General features: G+C 69.4%; 24 protein-coding genes. 9 read left to right on the forward strand and 15 right to left on the reverse strand.

From position 1 onward, the window contains the following. From ACIQLD_RS09180 to ACIQLD_RS09195, 4 genes are all read right to left on the reverse strand, one after another. On the reverse strand, window positions 1-1338 hold the full coding sequence (locus tag ACIQLD_RS09180; protein ID WP_402607590.1) for an MFS transporter: 1338 nt from the start codon (window positions 1336-1338) through the stop codon (window positions 1-3). Then, window positions 1335-2282 carry a polysaccharide deacetylase family protein gene (locus tag ACIQLD_RS09185; RefSeq protein ID WP_402607593.1) on the reverse strand — a complete coding sequence of 316 codons (948 nt, stop codon included), beginning with the start codon at window positions 2280-2282 and terminating at the stop codon, window positions 1335-1337. Before ACIQLD_RS09185 ends, ACIQLD_RS09180 begins: the two co-directional genes overlap by 4 nt. Window positions 2283-2370: 88 nt before the next feature. Continuing rightward, complete coding sequence (locus ACIQLD_RS09190; RefSeq protein ID WP_402607596.1) at window positions 2371-3519, reverse strand: ROK family protein; 1149 nt, start codon at window positions 3517-3519, stop codon at window positions 2371-2373. A gap of 234 nt (window positions 3520-3753) precedes the next feature. Beyond that, on the reverse strand, window positions 3754-5304 hold the full coding sequence (locus ACIQLD_RS09195) for a DUF222 domain-containing protein (RefSeq protein WP_402607598.1): 1551 nt from the start codon (window positions 5302-5304) through the stop codon (window positions 3754-3756). A 446-nt stretch (window positions 5305-5750) separates the two neighbouring features. Between ACIQLD_RS09195 and ACIQLD_RS09200 the strand changes: the two genes are divergently transcribed. Then, complete coding sequence (locus ACIQLD_RS09200) at window positions 5751-6950, forward strand: M23 family metallopeptidase (RefSeq protein ID WP_402607601.1); 1200 nt, start codon at window positions 5751-5753, stop codon at window positions 6948-6950. 50 nt (window positions 6951-7000) lie between these two features. Then, window positions 7001-7525, forward strand: coding sequence for a GNAT family N-acetyltransferase (locus tag ACIQLD_RS09205; protein WP_402607604.1), 525 nt, complete (start codon window positions 7001-7003; stop codon window positions 7523-7525). A gap of 136 nt (window positions 7526-7661) precedes the next feature. On the opposite strand, the gene ACIQLD_RS09210 is transcribed toward ACIQLD_RS09205, so the two are convergent. Next, complete coding sequence (locus tag ACIQLD_RS09210; RefSeq protein ID WP_402607606.1) at window positions 7662-9113, reverse strand: gamma-aminobutyraldehyde dehydrogenase; 1452 nt, start codon at window positions 9111-9113, stop codon at window positions 7662-7664. 99 nt (window positions 9114-9212) lie between these two features. Between ACIQLD_RS09210 and ACIQLD_RS09215 the strand changes: the two genes are divergently transcribed. From ACIQLD_RS09215 to ACIQLD_RS09225, 3 genes are read left to right on the forward strand one after another with little or no spacing between them, the layout of a single operon-like run. Next, window positions 9213-9680: an Lrp/AsnC family transcriptional regulator gene (locus tag ACIQLD_RS09215; protein ID WP_402607609.1), complete on the forward strand. Its 468-nt coding sequence runs from the start codon at window positions 9213-9215 to the stop codon at window positions 9678-9680. A 57-nt stretch (window positions 9681-9737) separates the two neighbouring features. Continuing rightward, a complete protein-coding gene (locus ACIQLD_RS09220) occupies window positions 9738-11141 on the forward strand; it encodes an NAD(P)/FAD-dependent oxidoreductase (RefSeq protein WP_402607612.1) in 1404 nt (467 codons plus the stop codon). Further along, window positions 11138-11485, forward strand: a complete 348-nt coding sequence (locus ACIQLD_RS09225) for a cupin domain-containing protein (RefSeq protein ID WP_402607614.1) — start codon at window positions 11138-11140, stop codon at window positions 11483-11485. Before ACIQLD_RS09220 ends, ACIQLD_RS09225 begins: the two co-directional genes overlap by 4 nt. 73 nt (window positions 11486-11558) lie before the next feature. Here the strand turns inward: ACIQLD_RS09225 and ACIQLD_RS09230 are convergent, their stop codons facing one another. The 3 genes from ACIQLD_RS09230 to ACIQLD_RS09240 are packed head-to-tail and all read right to left on the reverse strand — an operon-like array spanning window position 11559 to window position 15141. Continuing rightward, the gene (locus ACIQLD_RS09230) at window positions 11559-12296 is read right to left on the reverse strand and encodes a phosphatase PAP2 family protein (RefSeq protein WP_402607616.1); all 738 of its coding nucleotides are present in this window, start codon (window positions 12294-12296) and stop codon (window positions 11559-11561) included. Further along, window positions 12293-13804, reverse strand: coding sequence for a carboxylesterase/lipase family protein (locus ACIQLD_RS09235; protein ID WP_402607618.1), 1512 nt, complete (start codon window positions 13802-13804; stop codon window positions 12293-12295). Before ACIQLD_RS09235 ends, ACIQLD_RS09230 begins: the two co-directional genes overlap by 4 nt. A gap of 29 nt (window positions 13805-13833) precedes the next feature. Continuing rightward, window positions 13834-15141: an MFS transporter gene (locus tag ACIQLD_RS09240; protein WP_402607620.1), complete on the reverse strand. Its 1308-nt coding sequence runs from the start codon at window positions 15139-15141 to the stop codon at window positions 13834-13836. 149 nt (window positions 15142-15290) lie between these two features. On the opposite strand from ACIQLD_RS09240, the gene ACIQLD_RS09245 reads away from it, so the two are divergent. Beyond that, entirely contained in the window at window positions 15291-15860 is a 570-nt protein-coding gene (locus ACIQLD_RS09245) for a TetR/AcrR family transcriptional regulator (protein WP_402607622.1), read from the forward strand. 9 nt (window positions 15861-15869) lie between these two features. On the opposite strand, the gene ACIQLD_RS09250 is transcribed toward ACIQLD_RS09245, so the two are convergent. The 5 genes from ACIQLD_RS09250 to ACIQLD_RS09270 form a co-directional block, all read right to left on the reverse strand. Further along, complete coding sequence (locus tag ACIQLD_RS09250; RefSeq protein WP_402607624.1) at window positions 15870-16910, reverse strand: DNA-methyltransferase; 1041 nt, start codon at window positions 16908-16910, stop codon at window positions 15870-15872. Then, a complete protein-coding gene (locus ACIQLD_RS09255; protein WP_402607626.1) occupies window positions 16889-17938 on the reverse strand; it encodes a biotin/lipoate A/B protein ligase family protein in 1050 nt (349 codons plus the stop codon). The genes ACIQLD_RS09250 and ACIQLD_RS09255 overlap by 22 nt, the downstream gene beginning before the upstream one ends. Before the next feature lie 38 nt (window positions 17939-17976). Beyond that, entirely contained in the window at window positions 17977-18714 is a 738-nt protein-coding gene (locus ACIQLD_RS09260) for a DUF1684 domain-containing protein (protein WP_402607628.1), read from the reverse strand. A 167-nt stretch (window positions 18715-18881) separates the two neighbouring features. Next, the gene (locus ACIQLD_RS09265) at window positions 18882-19733 is read right to left on the reverse strand and encodes an alpha/beta fold hydrolase (RefSeq protein WP_402608510.1); all 852 of its coding nucleotides are present in this window, start codon (window positions 19731-19733) and stop codon (window positions 18882-18884) included. Between the two features lie 55 nt (window positions 19734-19788). Next, window positions 19789-20526: a copper homeostasis protein CutC gene (locus ACIQLD_RS09270; protein WP_402607630.1), complete on the reverse strand. Its 738-nt coding sequence runs from the start codon at window positions 20524-20526 to the stop codon at window positions 19789-19791. A gap of 59 nt (window positions 20527-20585) precedes the next feature. Between ACIQLD_RS09270 and ACIQLD_RS09275 the strand changes: the two genes are divergently transcribed. The 3 genes from ACIQLD_RS09275 (at window position 20586) to ACIQLD_RS09285 (ending at window position 22717) form a co-directional block, all read left to right on the forward strand. Beyond that, a complete protein-coding gene (locus ACIQLD_RS09275; protein ID WP_402607632.1) occupies window positions 20586-21026 on the forward strand; it encodes a MarR family winged helix-turn-helix transcriptional regulator in 441 nt (146 codons plus the stop codon). 5 nt (window positions 21027-21031) lie between these two features. Continuing rightward, window positions 21032-22366 (forward strand): MFS transporter, encoded by a 1335-nt coding sequence (locus ACIQLD_RS09280; protein WP_402608512.1) that lies wholly within the window; start codon window positions 21032-21034, stop codon window positions 22364-22366. Between the two features lie 63 nt (window positions 22367-22429). Next, a complete protein-coding gene (locus ACIQLD_RS09285; protein WP_402607634.1) occupies window positions 22430-22717 on the forward strand; it encodes a hypothetical protein in 288 nt (95 codons plus the stop codon). A gap of 99 nt (window positions 22718-22816) precedes the next feature. Here ACIQLD_RS09285 and rocD read toward each other — a convergent pair whose 3' ends face one another. Together rocD and ddaH are read right to left on the reverse strand one after the other, a co-directional pair. Continuing rightward, a complete protein-coding gene (gene rocD, locus ACIQLD_RS09290; RefSeq protein ID WP_402607636.1) occupies window positions 22817-24043 on the reverse strand; it encodes an ornithine--oxo-acid transaminase in 1227 nt (408 codons plus the stop codon). Continuing rightward, on the reverse strand, window positions 24040-24918 hold the full coding sequence (ddaH, locus tag ACIQLD_RS09295; protein WP_402607638.1) for a dimethylargininase: 879 nt from the start codon (window positions 24916-24918) through the stop codon (window positions 24040-24042). The genes rocD and ddaH overlap by 4 nt, the downstream gene beginning before the upstream one ends. Window positions 24919-25003: the final 85 nt, after the last annotated feature.

A 25003-nucleotide genomic window follows, 5' to 3' on the forward strand; every position in this document is an offset into this window, starting at 1 on the left:
TCAGAGGTCGCGGGAGCGGATCGGGTACGCCCAGAAGCAGAGCCAGGCGAGCGCGGTGAAACCGAGCGGGATCACGGCGAGCATCAGTCGGATGCCACCGTCGACGCCGTCGGGCTGCGCGTCGCCGAGGGTGGCATCGAAGCCGGAGGCGGTCAGCACGACAGCGGCGACGATCGCCTGCAGCACCACGGAGCCGCGCACCACGAAGCCGTTGACCCCGAAGTAAGCGCCTTCACGACGGTGACCCGTGCGCCCCGCATCCTCGTCGATGATCTGCGCGAGCATGACCTCGAGCAACTGCAGCAGGCCGCCGACGCCCACTCCGACCGCGACACCGACCAGAGCGGCGCCGAGCACGCTCGACGGCGCGAGGTAGCCGAGCACGGCGACACCGAACACCGCGACGCTCCACAGCACCGCGGTACGCGGTGAGGTGCGACGGACGACCGCGCTCCACAGCACGATCGAGGGGATCGCGGTGACGAAGATGGCGCCGAGCAGGATGCTCCCCTCGCCCTCCGGCGCATGCAGGGAGTACCGCACGTAGAACGGGATCGCGGCGAGGATCACCGCGATCGAGGTCTGCACGAACAGGGATCCGAGCACGTACGGAACGAAGGCACGGTTGCGGAAGGTGTACTTCAGCTGATCCCCCCAACTCATCGCATCCGACGATGCCGTCGACTCCACATCCGGCACCCGGCGCTCGATCATCCCGCCGAAGAACGACCACACCAGCAGCACCAGGCAGACGGCGCCGAGCACCAGCGCCATGCCGGGCCATCCGATCGCGCTGTACAGGGCAGGGGCGCCGGCAGTGCCGAGGACCATACCGAGGATCGCGAAGATCTGTCGCGGCACGTTGCCCCGGGCACGCTCCTCGGTGGTGCGGAAGATCTCGGGGAACAGGGCCGAGATGTTGAGCACCACGACCACGAAGGCCACGTCGTACACGGCGACGACGACCAGGAACCACACGATGAGTCCGGCGACGGGGAGCTCCGGCGGCATCCAGACCAGCGCGAACGCGACGACGAGCGGCACGATGCCGAGGCCGATCCACGGGATCCGCCGCCCCCACCGGGTGCGCAATCGATCGGAGAGCGTGCCGACGACGGGGTTCAGCACCGCATTGAGGATGCCGTGGGCGATCATCGCGACCGCCACCCACGCCGCCGGCACCGCGAGGTGCGAGACGTAGAAGTAGACGACGAACGCCGAGAAGGTCTGCGCCATCAGCTGCGTCGGGAAGCCCGAGGCTCCGAACGCGATCGTCTGCCCTCTGGTCGGGGCCGCGTCCAGACGTCGGTCGCGCACCCGATCGCCCAGAGAGGTCACCGCACCTCTCCCCGCAGCAGATCGCGTCCTCGTTGCAGATCGCGCAGGTCCCGCCAGCCGATGCGTACGAGCGCCTCATCCTCGATGGCCTGCTGTACGGCGGGATCGCTCAGCAGTCGCAGTTCGTAGCCGCGCTTCGTCGCACTGAAGTCCACGGCCGCGCGGAGCTCGTCGTCGTCGACCATCGGATGCAGGTAGATCTCGGTGACGCCGGCCGGGACCGCCCGCAACAGCGCGATGAAACCGTCGCACATCTGCTCGTACGTCTCCTCGTCCGGCGTGCCTTCGCGGAGCAGCTCGAACGGATGCGACCAGAGCCGGTCGATGATCTCGACGCCGAACGCATCGGCGGCCGCTGCCGCGCCGTCGAGCTGAGCCTGAAGGACGGAGCCCTCCCCCACCCCGTCCATGCTGCGGGGCAGCCGGAACGGGAGCCCGTGCCGTGCGGCGAGCTCGAACACCGGACGGAGGAAGTCGCGGCCGGTCACGAGGCCGTAGACCGAGCCCATGTGGTTGTCGAGGTGCGTCACATCCGCCCCGGCATCGAGCGCAGCCTGCAGCTGGGCCGCGAGCTCGGCGGCGACGTCGTCATCGGAGGCGTTCTGTTCGACCGACAGGACATCGGTCGGGAAGAAGCCCGCATCATCGACGAGACTCGTGGCGGTACCGGTGAGCGGACGCCACCGGTACCGGGCCCATTCGCTGGTGAGCACGAGATGCACTCCGATGTCGAGGTCGGTGCGGGCGGCCGCGAACGCGAGCGCCTCGGGCGACCACGAGCAGGGCACCATCACGGTTGTCGAGTCGATGCGGCCGGCGGTGAGCAGATCGACGATGGCCGTATTCGCCGCATGGCACATGCCGAAGTCGTCCGCGTTGAGGATGATCGCCCGCGCACCGGGGGCGAGACCGAGACGGTCGGCGAGGTCGGAGGGTGCGGTCATCGGGGAGTCCTGTCGGGCGATTCGAGCGGCGATGCTCGGGCGGGTGGTGTTGTTCGTGCGGGGTGGTGTTGTTCGGGCGGGGTGGTGTTCAGCGGGTGCCCTTGGGGGCGGGCGCGAGGATGCGGGCGAAGAGGTCGCTGCGGAGCGCGGCCGCCGCTTCGTCGACGGCGCCGATGAGCGGAGCCTCGGGACCGAAGGAGGAGACGAGGAACCGCAGCGGGAGCTGCGCCTCGTATTCTTCGGCGATGCGCTCGATGGCGGCGACGAGTGCCGGATGAGCCGCAGCGCCGCTGAGGATGAACGCCTCCGGATCGAGCACGAGCCCCACGCTGCCGGCGACGAGGACGATGCGACGGGCGACCTCCGCGATGATCTGGAGTGCCGCATCGTCGCCGCGGACCGCGGCCTCCAGATGATCGGCGAGTGACGCCGCTGCATCGCGACCGACGCCGAGCGCGAGGTCACCGACCACTGCGTCGCCCACCAGGGGTGCACCGATCGGGATGGGTGTCTGCGGCAGATACATGACCTCACCGGCGACGCCGGAGAATCCACGGTGCAGCGCGCCGTCGATCACGATGCCGGCTCCGAGGCCGTCGTCGAGGAGCAGCAGCGCGAAGCTGGCGAGAGCCCCTCCCACACCGGCTGACAGCTCGGCGAGGGCCGCGAGGTTGACATCGTTCTCGATGCGGACGGGACAGTCGAGTGCGGCGGCCAGTGTCGCGCGGAAAGCGCCGCCGTCGGGGCCGAGGTCGTCACGGATGCCCCCGTCGGCCGTGACGATGCCGGGAACGCCGACGACCGCGAGGTGGACAGCCCCTTTCGCGGCCTTCAGCGATCGACGACACGACTCGACGAGTGCGACGATGCGGGCAACGCGGTCCTCCGCTTCGGAGAAGGGGGCGTGCTGTTCCGCTCGCACGATTCCGTTCGCATCGACGAGCACGACATGAGCCGCATGGTGATCGACGTGCACGGCGGCGGCGAATCCGAGGCGCGGGTGCAACGCCACACGTCCGGCGGCGGGGCCCCTCGTGTCACGATCGACCCCCGCGGGCGCGACGGCTCCGGCGTTCTCGAGCATCCGCAGCACCTGCGTCACCGCGGTGCGCGACAGCCCGGTGGTGGACATCAGCTCCGAGCGGGTCTGCGGCCCGCTGCGTGCGAGGGCCTCCAGGATCGCGCGGCCGTTGAGCGTGCGTAGCAGGCCCTGCGGTCCCGCGAGTGGTCTGGACATAGGTGTTCCGGAGTCGCCTCTCGTTTCGCTTGCGGCACCAGGCGTCAGAGCCGGGCGCAGTGCCCGCCAGCATGCCACATCGCGTCGCACCAGTCGAGGCTTCGCACCGATTCCTTGCGGTTGCGGTACACGGCCCGGTCGCGGCTTCGGTCTCGGACTCGGCTTCGGACTCGGCTTGACTCGGCACGGCTTGACTCGGCACGGCACGGCACGAGGCGGCCCGACGGCGAGGGCTCACGCTCTGAGCGATGTCGAACGACCGCCGGCGTGCCCTCGTCGACGAGCACCTCGGGGTCGCCGCGTGCGCCACTGCCGGGCCGGGTCCCACCAGGCGGGGCCGCGGATGTGCGGGACGCCGTGGTGCATGCGGATGTCCCATCCGCTGGTGGTGAGGGTGCGGTGGTGGTGCCAGCAGAGCGCGACGCCGTTGTCGGTGTGGGTGGGCCCGCCTCGGGCGTGTTCTTGGACGTGGTGGATTTCGCACCACGTGGCGGGGACATGACAGCCGGGGATGAGGCACTCGGCGTCGCGGAGGGCGATCGCACGGCGTTGGTGGGCGGTGAAGATCCGGTCGGTGGCGTGGATGCCGATGATGCGCCCGTGCGGGTCGAACAGCACGCGTTGGATGTTGCCTGCGCAGGCGGTGTGAGCGGCGACCCGGATGGGGACGGGGGTGTCGATGCCGTCGATCTGGGCCCATCCGCGCCCGGTGGCGTAGTCGTCGGCGGCGACGGTCACGACCAGGGTGGGGGCAGCACCACCGAGGCGGGGCATGTCATCGTGGCGGGCGGCGATACCCAGGACCGCGGCAAGGGTGTCATGCTGCTTCTGCGCCCGTGACCGGGGGTCGACCAGTCTGCCCGGATCACCCGACGGCAACACACCGTCGTCCATACCCCGAGGGTCGTCGATACCTGCGGGCTCAATGCCACGAGGTTCGGACTCTGCCGTAGGACGGAACACGACCCCGGGCAGGAGCGGTCTGTCGACTTTCGGGTTCAGGTACGCGTCGAAGATCCGCTGCAACTGTCCCGCGACTTCGGGCAGCAGCCCACCCCGGATAGGGATCACCCCGTCTTTCGCCCGGCCGAGCACGACCCCGCGTGCCCGCATCGCGACGTCATCCGCGGGTTCCGCGCCATCGGGGTCGAGGTACTGCACGATCACCTGCGCCAGAATCCTCAGATCCTCCGGCGTCGCCACCGGCGCGGTGCCGCCCTCGACACCCCCACCGGAATCCCCTCCTGGAGAGTCTTCTGCTCCCGCACCTGCAACCGGGATCCCCCGTGCGTACGCCGCCAACTCCCCGTCCGCGAGCAGCCGGTGTGTCGTCCCGACCCGGAGGCCGGCCTGTTCCACCGGGCCGGTCGCCGCCAACACTCCCGCGACCCCGACCACTCCGTCGAGCAGTGCCGCCCGTAGTTCGGGCCACCGCGCCGGCAACCGGGCCCCCGACGACAGCTCCACCTCCCGCCGCATGACCGCCGCCGCCTTCACCACCCGCCCCGCACCGGACCCGTCCGTGCGCAGCACTCGCTGCAGCAACTCGCCCATCGTCCGGCATCCGAACTTTCCGCAAAAACCGGTCTCACCCGATCCGGCCGGACGCGCATCGACAGACGCGACCGTCTCCACGACCACGGCCTCCACCCGCCGCTGTACCTCACCCGCCACGCGCAGCAGGTCCATCTTCACCGCATCGGACATCCCCGCCACCGCGTCAGAGCGCAACACGGCATCCAGGTCGATCACGACCTGTTCGAGCACTTCCCCGGGGTTGTTCATGCGCCCAGTCAACTCGGGGCCACCGACATTTCCACCCGGATAAGCCCAGATCAGATCGATATTCCAGAACACGCGTGAACTCCACTCGCCCTCCACGAATGAGGCACCAAGTCCATCTCTCCACACCTCTGGCGGGGCGTGACGTCGCGCCTCCCGAAGGTCCGACACCAGAGGCAGGATCGGTACATGCACATCGACACCACCCACGAGGAAGCCCACGAGAGGGAGCGCAGACCACCGATATGACTGTCGATGCATCTCCCTCGATTTGACGCTCGCGGTTTCGCCGATTAAATTACAGATCGGTAACGGTGGCATCCGGGGGGATCGACCGCCGCGCAAGCCAGCCCTCCCGGAAGGATCCCGTCACGAATTCCCTGCCACCCGAGCGCGCTCACGACGCCTCGGAAGCTCCCACCGAAGTCCCCGACTCGACACGACCGCTTTTGCGGCGTGACCGACGGCGCTCCGTTCCCGCCGCTGCGCAGAGTCCCCATCCGACGAACGCCGCCGATGCCACTCCGGCACCCACGGCAACGTCCGCAGCAAACCCGGCTGCTGCGGACGCAGCGCTGGCAGCCGCCCGCGCCGTCACCGCTCCCGCATTCGTTCGCGCGGCAGACGCCGAGGCCGCCCCCGCAGACGCAAGGCCGGCCGCCGCTCCCGCAGCCACCGCCGCTCCCGCAGCCACCGCCGCCCCCGCAGCCGCAACCGCAACCGCAACAGACACTGCCGCCGCACCCGAGGCCGCGCCTGAAGCACCCGCCGCCGTCACCGCGCCCGACGCCGCTGCACCTCGCGAGCAGCCACAACCACGCGCCACCCGTGAGCCCCGCTCCTGGGATCCTCGCCTGCGCCCCCGCCACCTGACCCCGAAGACATCACCGAAGAACGGGCCCGCCTCTCGAGGCGAGGCTCGCCGGCAGAAGCGTCAGTGGGCGAAGACCAAGGCGCTCGGCGCCACGCTGGCGATCGGTGTGATGATCACCGGAGCAGCGCTTCCCGCACTCAACCCCGCTGGTGGCCCGGCCGCTGCCGCCAGCTCCAACGTCTCCACCACCGCCGACGGCACCGGGCAGTCCTACACGGCGAAGTCCGAGATCCGCGCCGTGATCGACCCACGCGGCAACTTCTCCGCGACGACGCCCGAGGAGATCAAAGAAACCCGCTCCCGCGCCGTCGCCGCCGCGGTCGCTGCCGGCATGCCGCTCGGAAGCGCGATGGACATCCCCCTCGCCGGACGCATCGTGATGCCGATGGCTGACGGGACGTACTCGTTCACCGACGGCTTCGGCGCCTCGCGCCCTGGCCGATCGCACCTCGGCCAGGACTTCGCCGCCCCCGTCGGCACGCCGATCAACGCAGCGATGAAGGGCTGCGTCTCCCGCTCCACCGAGAGCTACCAGGGCTACGGCGTGACCATCCAGATCGAGAGCATCGTCGACGGGCAGGCCGTGAGCACGGTCTACTCGCACATGACCTACGGAAGCCGTGCGGTCGAGGTCGGGGACTGCGTCGAAGAGGGCCAGTACATCGGCGACGTCGGATCGACCGGCTACGTGTTCGGCTCCTGCCTGCACTTCGAGGTCCACATCAACACGGTCCCCGTCGACCCGCTGCCGTGGCTCAAGAAGAAAGTGAGCTGATCGACGCCGACTGACGCGCCCGCTCTCTGCAGTCACCGTAGGGTGGATGGATGAGCCCGCTGGAGATCCGCGACGCCCGCACGGAAGACGCCGACGACATCGCCCGCGTGCACGTGCGCTCGTGGCAGGTCGCCTATCGCGGGCTCATCGACCAGGATGTTCTCGACGGTCTCTCCATCGATGAGCGAGCTGCGAGCTGGCGGCGCAACGTCGCCGAGCCGCTGCCGACGAGCCTCGGCACCCTCGTCGCGGTTCGCGACGACCGCATCGTCGGCTGGGCGTCCCTCGGCTCAGGACGCGACCCCGATGGGCTCGCCGACGGCGAGGTGTACGGCATCTACGCCGATCCCTCCGCCTGGTCCACGGGCGCAGGTCACGCCCTGCTGGGAGCCGCCGAAGAGCGGATCGCCGAGGCCGGCCACGACCGCGCCTACCTGTGGGTTCTCGACGGCAACGCACGCGCCGATGCGTTCTACGCACGCCACGGCTGGGGCGAAGACGGAGCGATCAAGATCGAGGAACGCCCCCAGCTCACCCTTCGCGAGCATCGCCGCGTGAAGCTGCTCTCCGCCTGACCGCGCACGCCGGACGAGATCCGCAGACCGCAGACCGCAGACCGCAAATCCGCAAACTGCAAACTGCAGACCCGCAGATCCGCAAACTGCAAACTGCAGACCGCAGATCCGCAAACCGCAGGCCCGTAGACCCGCCTCAGTCGAGCGCACTCATCACGTGCTTGATGCGGGTGTAGTCGTCGAACCCGTACTGCGAGAGGTCCTTGCCGTAGCCGGAATGCTTGAACCCGCCATGCGGCATGTCCGACACGAACGGGATGTGGGTGTTGATCCACACGCAGCCGAAGTCGAGGTCACGGGAGAACCGCATCGCCCGGGCGTGATCGGTGGTCCACACCGACGCGGCGAGCGCATAGGGCACGTCGTTCGCCATCTGCAGAGCCTCGTCGTCCTCGCTGAACGCCTGCACGGTGAGCACGGGTCCGAAGACCTCACCTTGCACGACCTCGTCGTCCTGGCGCACCCCCGACACGATCGTGGGCTCCCAGAAGTACCCCCGATCGCCCTGACGGCGCCCGCCGGTCTCGATCGTCGCATGCGCGGGCAGGCGGTCGATGAAGCCCTGCACCTGCGCGAGCTGCGCCGCACTGCTCAGGGGCCCGTACAGCACGCCCTCCTCGTGCGGACCGCCGGTGCGGGCGTGCGTCTTCGACCGGGCGACCAGCGCCGCGATCAGCTCGTGGTGCCGTGAGGCGTGCACCAGCACCCGCGTGGCCGCGGTGCAGTCCTGGCCGCCGTTGAAGAAGGCACCCGTGATGATGCCCTCGACGGCCTTCTCGATCGATGCATCCGAGAACACGATCGCCGGAGCCTTGCCACCCAGCTCGAGGTGCACCCGCTTGACGTCGTTCGCCGCTGAGCGGGCCACGGCCATACCGGCCCGCACGGAACCGGTGATCGCCACCATCTGCGGCGTCGGGTGCTCGACCAGAGCGACGCCGGTGTCCCGGTCGCCGAGCACGACGTTGAGCGTGCCTGCGGGAGTGTGCAGCGCGACGATCTCGGCAAGCAGCAGCGTGGTGAGCGGCGTGGACTCCGCGGGCTTGAGCACGACCGTGTTGCCGGCGGCGAGCGCGGGGGCGATCTTCCACACCGCCATGTTGAGCGGGTAGTTCCACGGCGTCACCTGACCGATCACGCCGACGGGCTCGCGCCGCACGAACGAGGTGTGCCCGGCGAGGTACTCCCCCGCCGCCCTGCCCTCGAGACTGCGCGCGGCACCCGCGAAGAAGCGCAGCTGGTCGACCGACTGCATGATCTCGTCCGCTACCAGGCTCGCACGCGGCTTGCCCGTGTCCTGCGATTCCAGGTCGGCGAACTCCTCCGCCCGCGACTCCATCTCGTCGGCGATGCGGAACAGGGCCAGCTGCCGATCGCCGGGCGTGGTGTCGCGCCAGATCGGGAAGGCGGCGGATGCCGCGGCGTAGGCGGCATCGACGTCGCTGACGTCCGACACCGGGAGTTCCCCGTACGTCTCTTCGGTGACAGGATCGAGGAGCGGCATCCGCTCCGCACCGTTCGCGGGGACGAAGCGGCCGCCGATGAAGTTCTGCAACGGCGCGGAGTTCTTCAGAAGATGACTGGGCATGGCGTCATCGTAGCCGCAATGGTACGGAATCTGAAGATCTGGCAGTATGAAACGACTGAATCGGTTGCAGGATCATGGTCAGGCTGACAATATCGACACATGAGTACGAAGTCTTCCCAGCCTGCCCTTGATGACATCTCGAAGCGCATCGTCGAGTTGCTGCAGGAAGACGGCCGCCGCCCCTACGCCGAGATCGCCCGCGAGGTCGGGCTCAGCGAGGCAGCCGCGCGCCAGCGCGTGCAGCGGATGACCGACGCCGGCATCATCCAGATCGTCGCGGTCACCGACCCGATGCAGCTCGGCTTCCACCGCATGTCGATGATCGGCATCCGCGTCTCCGGCGATCCGCGCGAGATCGCCGAAGAGCTCACCCGGATCCCCGAACTGGCGTACGTCGTCGTCACCCTCGGCACGTTCGACATCCTCGTCGAGGCCGTGTGCGAGAACGACGAGCACCTGATCGACCTCATCGCGACCCGCATCCGCACCATCCCCGGCATCACCCACACCGAGAGCATGCTCTACGCCGGTCTCTACAAAGACCTCTACAACTGGGGCACGCGCTGACGCGCGCCCCAGCACCGCACCCCAGACACCGCACCGCGCACACCACGGAGAGAACCCATGGGCACCACCGTCTTCGAACGCCAGCAGCCGTCGCCGTCCGTCATCGACGACGCCCTCCGCGACACCGCCCTGCGGGTCTTCTGGCTCGACGATGTCGACCGGCCGACCCATCCGCGACTGAACGGCACGGTCCGCGCCGATCTCGCCATCGTCGGCGGCGGATACGCCGGACTCTGGACAGCGGTGCGCGCCAAGGAACGCGAACCCGAGCGCCGCGTCGTCCTGCTCGAGGCCTCACGAGTCGCCTGGGCGGCATCCGGCCGCAACGGCGGCTTCTGCGAGTCGAGCCTCACGCACGGACACGAGAACGGTGTCAACCGCTGGCCGGAGGAGATCGACCGCTTGGAAGAGCTGGGACACGCGAATCTCGACGGCATCGGCGAGACCGTCGAGCGCTACGGGATGGATGCGGAATTCGAGCGCACCGGACAGCTGGCGGTGGCTGTCGAGCCGCACCAGGTGGAGTGGTACCGCGACGAGCCGGGCTTCCTCGACCAGGAGGCGGTGCAGGCCGAGGTGCATTCGGAGACGTTCCTCGCCGGCGACTGGGACCGCGACGGCTGCGCGATGGTGCATCCGGCCAAGCTCGGTGTCGAGCTGGCCCGCGTGGCCGCCGACTTGGGCGTCGAGATCTACGAGCACAGCCTGGTGCGCGGCATCGAGGGCGACGGCTCGGGCCCGATCACGCTGGTGACCCCGAACGGCCGCGTGGTCGCGGATGCCGTCGCGCTCGGGACGAACGTCTTCCCGTCGCTCCTCAAGCGCAACCGGCTGATGACCGTGCCCGTGTACGACTACGTGCTGATGACCGAGCCGCTCTCCACCGAGCAGCTGGCGTCGATCGGCTGGTCGAACCGTCAGGGTCTCGCCGACAGCGCGAACCAGTTCCACTACTACCGGCTCACCGGTGACAACCGCATCCTGTTCGGCGGCTACGACGCCATCTACCACTTCGGCGGCAAGGTGCGCGCAGCGTATGAGGACCGCATCGAGAGTCACCGCAAGCTCGCCTCGCACTTCTTCACGACGTTCCCGCAGCTGGAGGGCCTACGCTTCACCCACCGCTGGGCCGGGGCGATCGACTCGTCCAGTCGCTTCTGCGCCTTCTTCGGAACTGCCCGCAAGGGCCGCGTGGCCTATGCGACCGGCTTCACCGGGCTCGGCGTCGGGGCTGCACGCTTCGCGGCCGACGTCATGCTCGACAAGCTGTCCGGCCAGGAGACCGAACGCACCGAGCTGCGGATGGTGCGCGAGAAGCCCATCCCGTTCCCTCCCGAGCCTGCCGCCTCGATCGGTGTGAACCTCGTCCGTGCCGCGATGAACCGGGCCGACCACAACGAGGGCAGGCGCAACCTGTTCCTCAAGACACTCGACGCCGTCGGCATGGGCTTCGACTCATGAACGGTCTCGCTGCCGGCGCGGGGGTCGATGCCAGTGCACTGCCGCTCTCGCATGAACCTCTGCCGGCGGACGAGGTGATCGCCGGGACGCCGACGGCCGCCGTGCACGAGCTGGCGACCCTCGGCGGGATCGAGATCGGCGTCTGGGAGATGACGCCGGGCACCGCGACCGACACCGAGACCGATGAGGTGTTCGTCGTGCTGTCGGGCCGCGCCACGATCGCCTTCGCCTCGTCGGGACTGCCCGACCTCGAGGTCGGGCCCGGCCAGGTGGTGCGCCTCGCCGAGGGCATGCGCACCACCTGGACAGTCACCGAGACGATTCGAAAGATCTACATCGCTTGACGCGCTTCGAATCGCGCGAATGGTCCCATTCACCCAGGAAATGGGACCATTCGCGCGATTCGAAGGCGAGAGATCAGCCTTTCCGGAGGAACCGGATGCGGCGCTCCTGATCGCGCCGCAGCCAGGGCAGGAACGCCCACCACAGCAGAAGCGCGACCGCCGCGCCGCCGATCAGCCCGGCACACGTGTCGGTGAACCAGTGCGCGTTGATGAGCGTGCGCTGCCACACCATGCCGACGGCCAAGAGCACTCCGAGCACGATCCAGATCCGGCGCACCCAGACCGCGGATGCCGGGATCAGCGCGAGCACCGTGACGATGATCGCCGCCATGCTCACCGAGTGCCCGGAGGGGAACGAGCCGTGGTCGACCTGCACGAGCGGACCGAAGAGTCCTGCTGCCGTGTCGTCTGCCGGACGCGGCCTGTCGACGAGGTTCTTTGTCAGCTGCGACAGCAGGCCGGGGCCCGCGAGCTGCACGGCGAGCACGAACAGCGCGGAACGCCACCGCCCGATCAGCACCAGCACCAGCGGGAGCAGGACCATCATGAGCACGGCACCGGGCAGTTGACCGAGGTGCTGGAACATCTGCGCCAGGGCGAAACCGGGCAGCGTCGATTCCGGCCCGACGCCGAACCCGCGTCGCCACAGGTCATCGAGGCCCTGCGACCACGGCGCGTCCGGGGCGACGACCACGCCGACGGCGAGTGCGGCGAACACCGCGAGCATCCCGAGCGCGGTCCACAGCATCCATCGCGGGCGCGGCGAGGCCACCGGTCGGGTGGCGTCCCCGACCGCGACAGCCGTGGTCACGACGACGTTCCCAGCAGCGGCCGCACTGAGGCGTAGGCGTCGGCCACCTCACGCGTCGGCACGTCGTAGACCCGCGCGATGCCCTTCGAGCCCTGGTGACGCGGCCAGCCGGGGTCGCCGCCGGCGATGAACGAGACCGCGGCGCCGTGCACCTCGTCGGCCAGCTCCTGCGGCGGGTTCGGGCCGGCGAGCGGCTCCATCGCCGGCCCGTCGAGGCAGTCGAAGAAGAACGGGACGTCGAGGCAGTGCTCGGCGAATCCGAAGTGTCCGGACGGCCACGAGAACCGGTACAGCCAGGTGGGTGCGGTGCCGCGATCGGCGACGATCCTGAGCAGCGCCGCTCGGAACATCCGGTCCGTCAACAGCCGACCGCCCACCCGCGCGTTGCCGAGCCCGGTGATGTCCGCGTTCGCGGCGAGGTACTCCCGCCGCACGCTCTTCGGCAGCCCGAGCTTGTTCAGCAGCAGCGACCTCGGCACCCAGCGCAGCTTCTTCTCGGACCCTGCGAAGACCATCGTGAACTCGTCGTCCGTCGCACCGAGCACGAGGGGCTTGTCGGCACCGACACCGGCCCGCAGAGCCTCACGCGTCGGGCGCGGCAGCAGGTCTCCGTCCACGGCCGGCCCGAGCGGAAGGCCGTCTTCGACCACGCTCCCGAGCGAATCAGGACCGAGTTCGGTCGCCTTCTTCTGCAGCTCGAGGATGCGCTCCTCCGACACGGATGAGAACCCGGCCACGGTGGGCGCGACTCCGGCTGCTGCGGCGAGTCCGCGCCCGAACGCCTCGGCGCGGGCGGGAGCGACGTCGGCGAGCGCACCGGAGATCGCGTACACGCCGTGGAACAGGTGCTGCGCCTTCTCCATGCCGAGCAGGGTCAGCACGGCGCCTCCCCCGGCGGACTGTCCGGCGATGGTGACGCGCGACGGATCACCACCGAACTCGGCGATGTTCTGCTGCACCCATTCGAGGGCGAGCAGCCAGTCGCGCACACCGCGGTTCGAGGGAGCATCCTCGATCCAGCCGAAGCCGTCGAAACCCAGGCGGTACGAGAGCGACACCGTCACGACGCCATCACGGTTGAAGTTGCGGCCGTCGTACCAGGGGCTCGCGGGTGAGCCGGCGAAGTATCCGCCGCCGTGGATCCAGACGAGCACGGGAAGACCGGTTCCCTGCGCGGCACGGGTCGGGTGCGGCGTGAAGACGTTCACGTTGAGCGTCGAGTCACCCTCGATGCTCGGTTCGGGGATGAGCGTCACACCGGGGTCGCCGCGCTGGGCCGTGGCGGCGAACTCGAGCGCATCGCGCACTCCCTCCCACGGCGCTTTCGGCACGGGCGCCTGAAAACGCAGCGCGCCGATCGGCGCCTCTGCGAACGGGATGCCCAGGAAGGCCGCCGACCGCGGATTCCCGCGCCCGCCCGTGGTCGGGCGCCAGCGGCCCCGCACCCGTCCGGCGGCCGTGGCCACCTCGACGAAATCGGCGGTCGTCTCGAAGTCGGTATCGGTCATCACAGCATTCTCCTGCTCATTCCTGGTCATCAGCGCACTCCCTTGATCGGCGCGGTCGCGACGGCGGCGAGGATCACGAACACGATCGCGAAGACGAAGAGCATCGCGTAGCCGCCGACGGACGTGATGATGACACCGCCGATGGCGGGACTCAACGCCTGCGGCACGTTGGTCGCGACGTTGAGGATGCCGAGATCCTTGCCCGCCGATACGCCCTCGTTCGGCAGCACCTCGGTCATGAGCGCCGCATCCACCGACATGTACAGACCGAAACCGATGCCGTTGATGATGCTCATCAGGATCATGCCGGTCATGTTCGGCTGCAGCAGCGGCATCGCGAGGCCGGCCACCATCACGACGGAGGCGGCGTAGATGAACACCTTGCGGCGTCCGACCCTGTCGCTCCACCACCCGGACAGGGCGATCGCGATGAGCGTCGGGATGAAGGCCACGAGCGTGAGGGTGACGACGGCGCCCTGGGCATCCGCGAGCGGCAGCCCGATGTAGTCGGTGAGCATGTACAGCTGGTACGCGCTGACGACGAAGTAGCCGAGGATCAACAGGAACCGCGCGGCGAACGCCCATGCGAAGTCGGGGTGACGGCGCGGGTCGATCCAGAAGCCTCGGAAGAAGGCACCCCAGCGGAACGCATCCACGGCCGCGTGCTTCGACGACCAGTCGCGGTTCACGAGCGCGAACAGCAGCGCCGCCACGATCACGGCACCGCCGAACACCGCGTAGCCGATGCTGATCTGGGCGGCGAAGGCACCGGCGAGCATGATGCCGACCGTCATGCCGACCTGCGTGCCGAGTCCGATCATCGCGCTCGCCCCGCCGCGCTTCGATCGCGGGAACCGATCGGCGGTGATCGCGGTCAGGGGCGCCTGGAAGAAGTTCAGCGCCACCTGGATGATCACCCAGAACACGGTGATCCAGAGGATGTCGGTCAGCGAGCCCAGCCCGAACAGGAAGATGCCGCCGATGATCGCGCCGAGCACCATCCACGGCACCCGGCGTCCGAAACGCGAGCGGGTGCGGTCGCTCAGCGCTCCGACGATCGGCTGCGCGAACAGTGTGAACACGAAGGAGATCGTGGACACGACGGCGAGGTTGCCGACCTTGTTCGCCTCGTCGATCATCAGGATCTGACTGGGCAGGAGGATCGCGATGAGCCCGCCGTACGTGGCGAACAGCGTGAGGGAGGCGATCAGCAGGCTGGGCAGCAGGCGCCTGTTCGCGGGTGGGCTGGCCGCCGGCTCGCCTGCTTCGGGCGGGACGGCGCGGATGGTGCCGGTCGGCGCGAGTTCGGCGGCGGGGTCGAGCGGGGAAACGGACATGTCGGCTCCTCGTTGAGCGGAATCAGAGGTAATACCAAACGCTGTTCGGTATTCACTTGACATGCTGACAGATCGCCTCCATCCGCCGCAAGCCATTCACGAACGTTGTTTGGTTTTCGTGATCTGGTCGTGACGGTTACCCTGGAGCCATGGCGATACGAGGGGCGTATGCGAAGGGCGTCGCCAAACGCGAGGAGATCCTCGAGGCCGCCCTCGCCGTCGTCGCGGAGCACGGATACCGCAAGGCGTCCGTTCGCGAGATCGCGGATGCCGCCGGACTCAGCCCCGCCGGCCTCCTGCACTACTTCGGCAGCAAGGAAGAGCTCTTCGTGGCGATCCTCCGCGCCAGAGACGACCGTGACGAGCAGGAGTACGCGGGCGAAGACGCCTCCTCCGCGTTCCTCGCGGTCATGCGTCACAACGCCTCGGTCCCCGGTCTCGTGCAGCTCTACGCACAGCTCGCCGCCGAGGCCGGAGACCCCTCCCACCCCGCCCACGCCTATTTCCGCGAGCGCACCGAGCGGATCGAGGCCTTCACCCGCGCACAGGTCGCCGAGGATCAGAAGGCCGGACGGATGCGCGACGACGTCGACCCCGCCTGGGTCGTGCGCACTCTGCACGCCCTCGCCGACGGACTCCAAGCCGCGTGGATGCTCGATCCGTCCCTCGACATGGCCGCCGAGATCGAGCAGTTCCTGGTGCTGCTGCGCCCGGCCTGACGACCCGCCTCAGTCGAGCGTCGTCGCGACCGCGTGCGGCATGCGCGCCCGCATGATCCGGACCGCCTCGGGGTTGTCATCGACGAGCACGGCGTCGCGGCCGAGCGCCGAGGCGACCGCTCCCGTCGTGCCACTCCCCGCGAACAGATCGAGCACCCGGTCGCCGGGGCGACTCGATGCCGTGACGATACGGCGCAGGATCCCTTCGGGCTTCTGCGTGGGGTAGCCGGTCTTCTCCCGTCCTGTCGTCGGCACGATGGTGTGCCACCAGACGTCGGTGGGGAGCTTGCCGCGCGCCGCCTTCTCGGCCGTGACCAACCCCGGCGCCATGTAGGGCTCGCGGTCGACCTCGTCGGAGTTGAAGACGTACTCCCTCGGGTTCTTCACGTAGACCAGGATCGTGTCGTGCTTGGTGGGCCAGCGACTGCGCGACTTGGCGCCGTAGTCGTACGCCCAGATCAGCTCGTTGAGGAAGCAGTCCCGCCCGAACACCGCGTCGAGCATGACCTTCGCGTAGTGCGCCTCTCGGTAGTCGAGGTGCAGGTACAAGGTGCCGTCGTCGGCGAGCAGTCGCCAGGCCTCCTCGAGCCGGGGCATCAGAAACGCACCGTAGTCGTCGAAGCGATCATCGTACGCACGCAGCATCCCGCGCACGCGCTCATAGGCGTGACCGTGGAATCCGTGCCGCACCTCGGTCTCCGGCGCGCCCGTCTCCGGCGCAGAACTCAGGACGACCGGCGCCGTGGTCCCGGTTGGGGCGGCTGCCGCGCCCGGATCCGAGCCTTCTTCCTGAGCTGTGAACGTCCGTCGAGCGGTGACCACCTGCCGCTCCTGTGTGCGGCCGGTGTTGAACGGCGGATCGAGGTACACCAGGGTGAACGATCCGGAGGTCAGGGTCGCCGCGACGGCGAGGTTGTCGCCCTCGACGATCGTCACCGCCCCCGGCACGACCGGAGCGACCACGGGCACGACATCTGCCACGGCGTCCCGCGGGTCCGCCGCGGCGGAGAGGTCGGGGTCCGGCGCCGTCACGGCACCCGATGCAGCCACGCCCCGGTGGCGAACTTCGATGTGACGAGCGCCTCGGCATCGGCGTACTCGTCTGCCGAGATCGACCCGGTCTCGGCATGCGTCAGCGAACGGAAGGTGTCTTTGAAGCGCTCGATGATCTCGGCGCGCTCGAGTCCGGTCTGGCTGCGCAGCGGATCGACGCGCTTGGCGGCGGAGGCGGTGCCCTTGTCGCTGAGCTTCTCGCGGCCGATGCGCAGCACCTCGGTCATCATCTGACCGTCGATGTCGTACGAGAGGGTGGCGTGGTGCAGCACTCCCCCGTTCGCGAGGCGCTTCTGGGCCGCACCGCCGATCTTGCCGGTCGGGCTCGCGATGTCGTTGAGCGGCTGGTAGACCGCGTCGATGCCGAGCGAGCGCAGCGCCTGCAGCACCCAGTCGTCGAGGAACGCGTAGGAGTCGGCGAAGGTCATCCCCGCGACCAGGGACGCCGGCACGTACAGCGAGTACGTGATGATCTGCCCCGCCGCCATGAGCATCGCACCGCCGCCGGAGATGCGGCGGACGACGTCGAATCCATGCCTCGCGGCGCCCTCGGGGTCGACCTCGTTGCGGTACGACTGGAACGAGCCGATCACCACGGCCGACTCGTCCCACTCCCAGATGCGCAGGGTGGGTCGGCGGCGCCCTTCGCCCACGCGGGAGGTGAGCACCTCGTCGAGGGCCAGGTTCATGCGCGGCGAGACCGCCTTCTCGTGCACGATCTCCCAGTCGAAGTCACGCCACCCCGGGGCGGTCACGAGTGCGCGGCGCACCGCGGTGCCCACGGCCTCGGGCGTGAAGCCGAGCAGCTGAGCCCCGTCGGGGAGGGCTTCGCGCACCGCGGTCGCGATCGCGGTCGCATCGGACTCCACGGGCAGCCCGTCGACCGCGGCGTTGATGTCGTCGAGCGCCGAGTCGGGTTCGAGGAAGAAGTCGCCGGCGAGGCGGAAGCGGGAGATCCGGTCGTCTTCGATCTCGAGGTCGACGACGACGAGCTTTCCACCTGGGACCTTGTATTCACCGTGCACGGTTCCAGCTTAAGGCGCGCGTCCCCTGTTGCGGCGGGTCAGCCTCCGAGCACCACCACGCGCTCTCCCGCACGGATCGGCGTCGAATACCTGTTGCCGACGGGCGGGAGCGGGCACACGAACTGGTCCGAGAACGCGCACGGCGGCAGGTAGGCGCGGTTGAAGTCGATCACTGCCGTGCCGTCGTCGGCGGGCTCGTCGACCGGGAGGAAGCGGAAGCGATAGGTCTCGAGCCCATTCGTCCCGTCGGCGAACACCGCGCTCAGCGCTCCCTGAGCACTCCTGGTCACGGTGAGCGTCTGCGGCGCCCCCGCCAGCTCGAACCGCAGCCGCCCGGCGACCGGAGTCTCCCGCGCATCCCCGTCGACAGAGGTGATCACGATCCGCTCGTCCGGAGTCTCCTCGAAAACAGCCGGCAGCCGCCAGCGCTCATCGGGGGCATAGGCGTCGATCGCGGTGAACCACTCGCGCTGCGGGCGCGCCGGGTTCAGCACGCGCAGGGCGAGAGTGCCGTGACGCTCGAACACCCGCAGCTCACGCCGTCCGAGACGGATGCTCTCGCCACCGCGCAGGGTGACGGTGGAACCGGCCTGACCGAGCTCACTGCCGCGGATGCCGCCGTCGCCGGTGAGCGCCCAGAGTCCGGGGATGCCGTCGACGGCCGCCGCCTCCGTGATGAGCCAGTTCGTCGACTCCAGCGCCGACGGACCGTATTCCGACCCCGCGTAGCGCTCGCGTGACGCGTGCCAGTCCTGCCAATCCTTCACGAAGCTCATCGGAGCGCTCCCTCCCGTGCGAGGGCACCGCACAGCGGGGCTCTCCTCGCTCATGCGCGGAATATTGCCCCGAATCTACGGTGGCTCGGCAGCTCGCGAGGCAGTCGTGACATACGCCTTCACCGCGCGTAATGCCGCGTCACATCCGCGGCGTCAGGGAAGGATTCTCAGCGCGCGGGGATGTGCGTGTCGAGCCAGGCGAGCACGTCGGCGCGCACCTCTTCCTGCTGCAGCTCCGCGAAGATCTCGTGACGCGCGTCGGGGTAGACCAGCGTCGTGACGTCGGTGAGCCCGGAGCGGCTGCGGTACTCATCGGCGAGCTTGTGCACGCTGCGGGGTCCGCCCACCGGGTCGTCGCGACCCACGAGCAGCAGCATCGGGATGTCGTGCCCCAGATCCTTGGCCGGGCGGCCGTAGAGCTTCGCGGCCTCGATCGGGCCGAAGAGCTTCAGCAGCGGCACATCGGTGGTCAGCGGATCCTCATCGAACGCGGTCCAGACGGCGGGGTCACGGCTGAGCCACTCGAGGCCCGTGGCGCCCTCGCCTGCCCAGCGCGCGTTCAGCGGAGCGGCGTTCAGCGAGCCCGGCATCCGCAACGCCGAACCCGAGAGGATCACGGCGTCCCAGGCTTCCGGATGGTCGTTGACCAGCATCTGCGCCAGGAACGAGCCCCAGGAATGACCGAGCAGCACGAGGGGCAGGTCGGGGTTCTCGTCACGGATGATGCCCGTCAGCTGCCAGACGGCCTCCTCGGCCGCGCGCAGCCCGCCCTTGCCCAGACGGCCGAGCTTCTCCGGGCCGCCGTGCTGACGGATGCCGGTGCGACCGTGGCCGCGGTGGTCATCGGCGTAGACGTTGAAACCGGCGGCGGTGAGCGCCGCTATCAGCGCGCCGTACCTCCCCGCGTGCTCGCCGACGCCATGCAACAGCTGCACCACGCCGCGGGGAGTCCCCTCGGCGGGATGGACGTCGTAGACGATGTCGACGCCATAGGCATCGGTGAACTCGCGGGTATCCATCACGGTGCGAGCCTACCCATCACGTGCGAGGGCGGCTACCGCGCGAGGTGGGTGACTACCGGGCGAGGGCATCCCGGATCGCGAAGGCGATGTCGCGATCGGTGACCTCGTAGCCGCCGACCCCGTCGGAGGCGGAGCCCATGCGCACGCCGCCGTCCTCCGCCACGGCGCGCTTGGCGGAGAAGTGGATCGCATCGACCCCCGCCGCCGCCAGCACCGGGGCGCTGGCCACGTCGACACCGCTGCCCGCCATGATCTCGATCTCGCCCTCGGCTGCGGCGACGAGGGCACGCAGCGTGTCGATGCCGTCGATCGCAGCGGACGCACCCCCGGACGTGAGCACGCGCCGCAGGCCCAGCTCGCGGGCGCTCTGCAGCGTCGCGACCGGGTCGGCCGTCACGTCGATCGCCCGATGCAGCGTGGCTGGCGCTCCCCCGGCCGCATCGCGCAGACGCGCCATCGCGAACAGGTCGAGACGCCCGTCGGCATCCAGGGCACCGATGACCACACCGGAGGCACCGGCGGCGATCGCGCGGCGCACGTCGAGCTCGGCGACCGCCAGCTCGTCGTCGTCGTAGTGGAATCCACCCGCGCGGGGGCGGATCAGCACGTGCACCTCGGGGCCGTCGGCTCCTGCCGCCTCGACGGCGAGTTCGAGCGTCGCCGGCGACGGGGTGAGTCCGCCGAGGGCGAGAGCCGTGGCGAGTTCGACGCGTGCAGCGCCGACCTCCTTGGCGATCCGCACTCCGGCGGGGTCCTGCACGGCGATTTCCAGGGCGAGCGATCGGGTCACCCCTCCATTGTGCCCGCTCCCCTGCCGGCATCCGGAAAATTAGATAGGCTATCTAAGTAATGTCTGCGTCTGATGAATCACTCCACCTCACCGCCACAGACCTTCGCATGGCCACGTTCCGGCTGGCCCGCCGCCTTCGCTGCGCCCGCGCCGCCGACTCGATGAGCGACGCGCAGCTGGCGGTGCTCGCCGATCTGCGCATGAACGGACGCCGCACGATCTCGACCCTCGCCCAGCGCGAGCGCGTCACCGCGCCGTCGATGACCAGCACGATCAACGGCCTCGAAGAGCAGGGCTTCGTCGTGCGCACCCCCGACGAGGACGACCGCCGCCGCGTGCAGGTCGACATCACCGAGGCCGGTCGCGAGATCGTCGTCGAGACCATCCGCCGTCGCGACGAGCTGCTCGCCGACATGCTGCGCGAGGTCGACTACTCCGCAGCCGAGCTCGCCACGCTGCGTGAAGCCAGCGCCCTGATGAGGCGGGTGGTGGAGCGATGAGCGCCATGTTCCGCTCCTTCGCGAACATCAACTACCGGATCTGGTTCGCGGGCGCCCTGATCTCCAACGTCGGCGGATGGATGCAGGCCACCGCTCAGGACTGGGTGGTGCTCACCGAGCTGACCGACAACGACGCCACCGCGATGGGCGTCACGATGGCCCTGCAGTTCGGGCCGCCGCTCGTGCTCGTGAGCCTGACCGGGTGGGTGGCCGACCGCTTCGACCGGCGGCACATCCTGTTCGCCACCCAGTCGGCGCTGCTGGCCTTGGCGATCGCGGTCGGTGTCCTACTGCTCAACGACCTGATGACCCTGCCGATGATGTTCGGCTTCGCCCTCGGATTCGGTGTCGTGAACGCGTTCGACGCTCCAGCCCGACAGGCGTTCGTGTCGGACATGGTCTCCACCGGCGACACCTCCAACGCGGTGGCCCTCAACTCCGCGTCGTTCAACCTCGCCCGTATGGTCGGGCCCGCCGTCGGCGGGCTCCTGATCGTGGCGATCGGCTCGGGCTGGGTCTTCATCGTGAACGCGGCGACCTTCCTGGCGATGCTGCTCGCCCTGCTGCTGATGCGTCGCAGCCTGCTCGCTCCGCGCCTGAAGAACCGCAATCGCGGGGGGCTCGCCGACGGCTTCCGGTACGTGTGGGGGCGCAGCGACCTGCGCGTGGTGTTCGTGACGGTCTTCCTGATCGGCGCCTTCGGCATGAACTTCCCGATCTTCGCCTCGACCATGGCGCTCGAGTTCGGCGCGGGCGCCGACGGCTACGGCGTGCTCAGCTCGGTGCTCGCGATCGGCTCGCTCATCGGTGCGCTGCTCGCCGCCCGACGCGACCGGGCCCGTGTGCGGGTGGTGATCCTGGCCGCCGGTGGTTTCGGCATCGCCGCGTTCGTGTCGTCGGCCATGCCCACGTACGCCTCCTACGCCGTCACCCTGACCTTCACCGGCTTCATGATCGTGACGCTGCTCACGACCGCCAACGGCTACGTGCAGATCACGACCGATCCGGCTCTACGTGGGCGCGTGCTCGCGCTCTACATGGCGGTCATCATGGGCTCGACGCCCGTCGGCGCCCCGATCGCGGGATGGGTGGCCGACACGTTCGGTCCGCGCGCCGCGATCATGCTCGGCGGCACGGCCGGATTCGTCGCATGTGCGATCGGCGTGATCTGGGTCGCCACCTCCGGCCGCCTCCGCCGCGACGAGAACCGCCGGTTCCTGCTCACGCTCGACGAGACCCGACCGCTCCGCGTGATCGAGGTCGACCCGATCGAGTTCAGCGACGAGGCCGCCGTGACGACGCCGATCCGCACCTCCCCGAAGCGCGATCTCGAAGACTGACCCTCGTGGCGGGATTTGTCAACGCCCTCCGCGAGGCGGCGACACCGGCCGTACCGTCTGTGCATGGACGAGAACACGGAACGCACCCCCCACCCGCAGGATCCTGCAGAAGGCGCGCCGGGGGTCGGAGCACCGGACGAGGACTCCGGCCAGGGCGACGGCACCGGCGGCGCGATCCAGGGCGACAGCTCACGCGGCGAATCCACCGGCGGCGCCATCCAGGGCGACGCAGGCCAGGGCCATCGCGCAGCGCTCGGTGGCGACGAGAGCACCGAGGATCAGCTCGACGCGGACAACGCCGCCGAAGAGGACACCCTCAGGACGCTCGATCCGGATTCCCCGCCCGCCTGAGCACGCACGAGGGCAGCGCCACCGCCAGCCGTCCATCCCCAGAGACGGCCCTCCCCTGCGGTGGCGTTGCCCGCGCCCGTTGAACCTTGCGGGTCGGGCCTAGGCGCCCAGCACCAGCTTGAGCTGCTCCACCGCCCAGTCGAGCTCGGTCGCACGGATCACCAGCGGCGGCGCGATGCGCACCGTCTGTCCGTGCGTGTCCTTGACGAGCACGCCGCGTTCGAGCAGCTTCTCGGCGACCTCGCGCCCGGTGCCCTTCGCCGGATCGATGTCGACGCCGGCCCAGAGCCCGGCGATGCGCACGGCCGTGACGCCGTGCCCGATCAGCGGTTGCAGAGCCTGCTCCAGGTGGGCGCCGAGTGCACGCGCCCGCTCCTGGAACTCCCCGGTCTGCAGCATCTCCACCACGCGCAGCCCCACGGCCGCCGCCAGCGGATTGCCGCCGAACGTCGACCCGTGCTCACCCGGGCGGATGACGCCCAGCACGTCGGTGTTCCCGACCACGGCAGAGACCGGGAGGAGGCCGCCGCCGAGAGCCTTGCCGAGCAGGTACAGGTCGGGCACGACGCCCTCGCGGTCGCAGGCGAACGTCTCGCCCACGCGGCCGAGCCCGGCCTGGATCTCGTCGGCGATGAACAGCACGTTCTTGTCGTCGCAGATCTCGCGGATGCGGCGGAGGTAGCCCTCCGGTGGGATCACGACACCGGCCTCGCCCTGGATCGGCTCGACCAGCACGGCCGCCGTGTCGTCGGTGATGGCCGCGGCGATGGCATCCGCGTCTCCGTAGGGCACCACGTCGAAGCCCGGAGTGTAGGGGCCGAAATCGTCACGGGCCGTGTCGTCGTCGCTGAAGCTGACGATCGTCGTCGTGCGGCCGTGGAAGTTGCCGGCCGCGACGATGATGCGCGCCTTGCCCTCGGGGATGCCCTTGACGCGATAGCCCCAGGCGCGGGCGACCTTGATGCCGGTCTCGACGGCTTCGGCCCCCGTGTTCATCGGCAGCACGAGATCCTTGCCCGCGAGCTCGGCGAGTGCCGCGGCGAAGGGCTCGAGCCGGTCGCTCTGGAACGCACGGCTGACGAGCGTGACCCGTCCGAGCTGTTCGGTGAGCGCGGCGACGAGGGCCGGATGCCGGTGGCCGAAGTTCACGGCCGAGTACGCCGCGAGCAGGTCGAGGTAGCGCTTGCCCTCCACGTCGGTCACCCACGCACCCTCTGCGCGGGCGATGTTCACCGGCAGCGGGTGGTAGTTGTGGGCGACGTGCGGCTCGGTGCCCACAGCTCCCGTCGGGGTCGCTGTTCCCGTGGTCTCGTCGACCGCGGTCACTTCGCACCCCGCAGCTCGAGCGTGCAGCACTTGATGCCGCCGCCGCCGAGCAGCAGCTCGGACAGGTCGACCATGATCGGGTTGTAGCCGCGCTCGCGCAGCTGCTTCTCGAAGCCCTTCGCCCGCGGCGAGATGACCACGTTGTAGCCGTCGCTGGCTGAGTTCAGGCCGAACACCGAACCGTCCTCGTCCGACACCAGGATCGCGTCGGGAAAGCGCTCCTCCAGGATCGCGCGGCTGGCGTCGTCGAAGGCACCGGGGAGGTAGGCGATGTTCGCGTGCTCCGGGCCGCCGTTCTCGACGCCCTGCACCGGGTCGAGCACGGCGATCGCGGTGTCGAGGTGGTAGAAGCGCGGGTCGACCAGGTTGAGCGACACGACCTCGCGGCCGAAGACCTCGCCGACCTCGCGGTGGCTGTCGCCCGTGGAGCGGAAGCCGGTTCCGGCCAGGATCACGTCGCCGACGAGCAGGAAGTCGCCCTCCCCCTCGTTGACCTCCTTCGGCATCACCGTGTCGTAGCCCGCAGCGCGGAACCAGTCGGCGAAGGCCGGGGACTCGCCCTGACGCTCGACGAAGCGGAACTCGGGCACGTAGGCGCGGCCGTCGATGAGGAATCCGCCGTTGGCCGTGTAGACCATGTCGGGGTAGCCGGCGAGCGGTTCGATGAGCTCGACCTCATGGCCCAGCTCGATGTACAGGTCGTAGAGCTTCTGCCACTGCGCGACCGCGTTCGCGGTGTCGGTGGGCTTCGTCGGCTCCATCCACGGGTTGATGGAGTAGTTGACCGTGAAGTGCTCCGGCTTGCACATGAGATAGCGGCGGTGGTGCGCGATGCGGGCGGGGGCGGTGGAGACGGCGGCTTCAGGCGTCGACATGGGTGCTCTCCTCGTGGGACGGGCGCGGCGGACGCTGTCCAGGGGCCCGGCGGTCCTTCGACCCTTCGCTCGATCGAGCGGGCGT

The sequence above is a fragment of the Microbacterium sp. NPDC091662 genome, assembly GCF_044756705.1.
Lineage (GTDB): Bacteria > Actinomycetota > Actinomycetes > Actinomycetales > Microbacteriaceae > Microbacterium.

Coding starts and splice junctions, on each gene's coding strand:
- ACIQLD_RS09275 (WP_402607632.1), top strand. CDS start 20,586: ATGTCTGCGTCTGATGAATCACTCCACCTCACCGCCACAGACCTTCGC.
- ACIQLD_RS09280 (WP_402608512.1), top strand. CDS start 21,032: ATGTTCCGCTCCTTCGCGAACATCAACTACCGGATCTGGTTCGCGGGC.
- ACIQLD_RS09245 (WP_402607622.1), top strand. CDS start 15,291: ATGGCGATACGAGGGGCGTATGCGAAGGGCGTCGCCAAACGCGAGGAG.
- ACIQLD_RS09220 (WP_402607612.1), top strand. CDS start 9,738: ATGGGCACCACCGTCTTCGAACGCCAGCAGCCGTCGCCGTCCGTCATC.
- ACIQLD_RS09240 (WP_402607620.1), bottom strand. CDS start 15,141: ATGTCCGTTTCCCCGCTCGACCCCGCCGCCGAACTCGCGCCGACCGGC.
- ACIQLD_RS09185 (WP_402607593.1), bottom strand. CDS start 2,282: ATGACCGCACCCTCCGACCTCGCCGACCGTCTCGGTCTCGCCCCCGGT.
- ACIQLD_RS09235 (WP_402607618.1), bottom strand. CDS start 13,804: ATGACCGATACCGACTTCGAGACGACCGCCGATTTCGTCGAGGTGGCC.
- ACIQLD_RS09215 (WP_402607609.1), top strand. CDS start 9,213: ATGAGTACGAAGTCTTCCCAGCCTGCCCTTGATGACATCTCGAAGCGC.
- ddaH (WP_402607638.1), bottom strand. CDS start 24,918: ATGTCGACGCCTGAAGCCGCCGTCTCCACCGCCCCCGCCCGCATCGCG.
- ACIQLD_RS09195 (WP_402607598.1), bottom strand. CDS start 5,304: ATGAACAACCCCGGGGAAGTGCTCGAACAGGTCGTGATCGACCTGGAT.
- ACIQLD_RS09265 (WP_402608510.1), bottom strand. CDS start 19,733: ATGGATACCCGCGAGTTCACCGATGCCTATGGCGTCGACATCGTCTAC.
- ACIQLD_RS09285 (WP_402607634.1), top strand. CDS start 22,430: ATGGACGAGAACACGGAACGCACCCCCCACCCGCAGGATCCTGCAGAA.
- ACIQLD_RS09205 (WP_402607604.1), top strand. CDS start 7,001: ATGAGCCCGCTGGAGATCCGCGACGCCCGCACGGAAGACGCCGACGAC.
- ACIQLD_RS09225 (WP_402607614.1), top strand. CDS start 11,138: ATGAACGGTCTCGCTGCCGGCGCGGGGGTCGATGCCAGTGCACTGCCG.
- ACIQLD_RS09260 (WP_402607628.1), bottom strand. CDS start 18,714: ATGAGCTTCGTGAAGGATTGGCAGGACTGGCACGCGTCACGCGAGCGC.
- ACIQLD_RS09190 (WP_402607596.1), bottom strand. CDS start 3,519: ATGTCCAGACCACTCGCGGGACCGCAGGGCCTGCTACGCACGCTCAAC.
- ACIQLD_RS09210 (WP_402607606.1), bottom strand. CDS start 9,113: ATGCCCAGTCATCTTCTGAAGAACTCCGCGCCGTTGCAGAACTTCATC.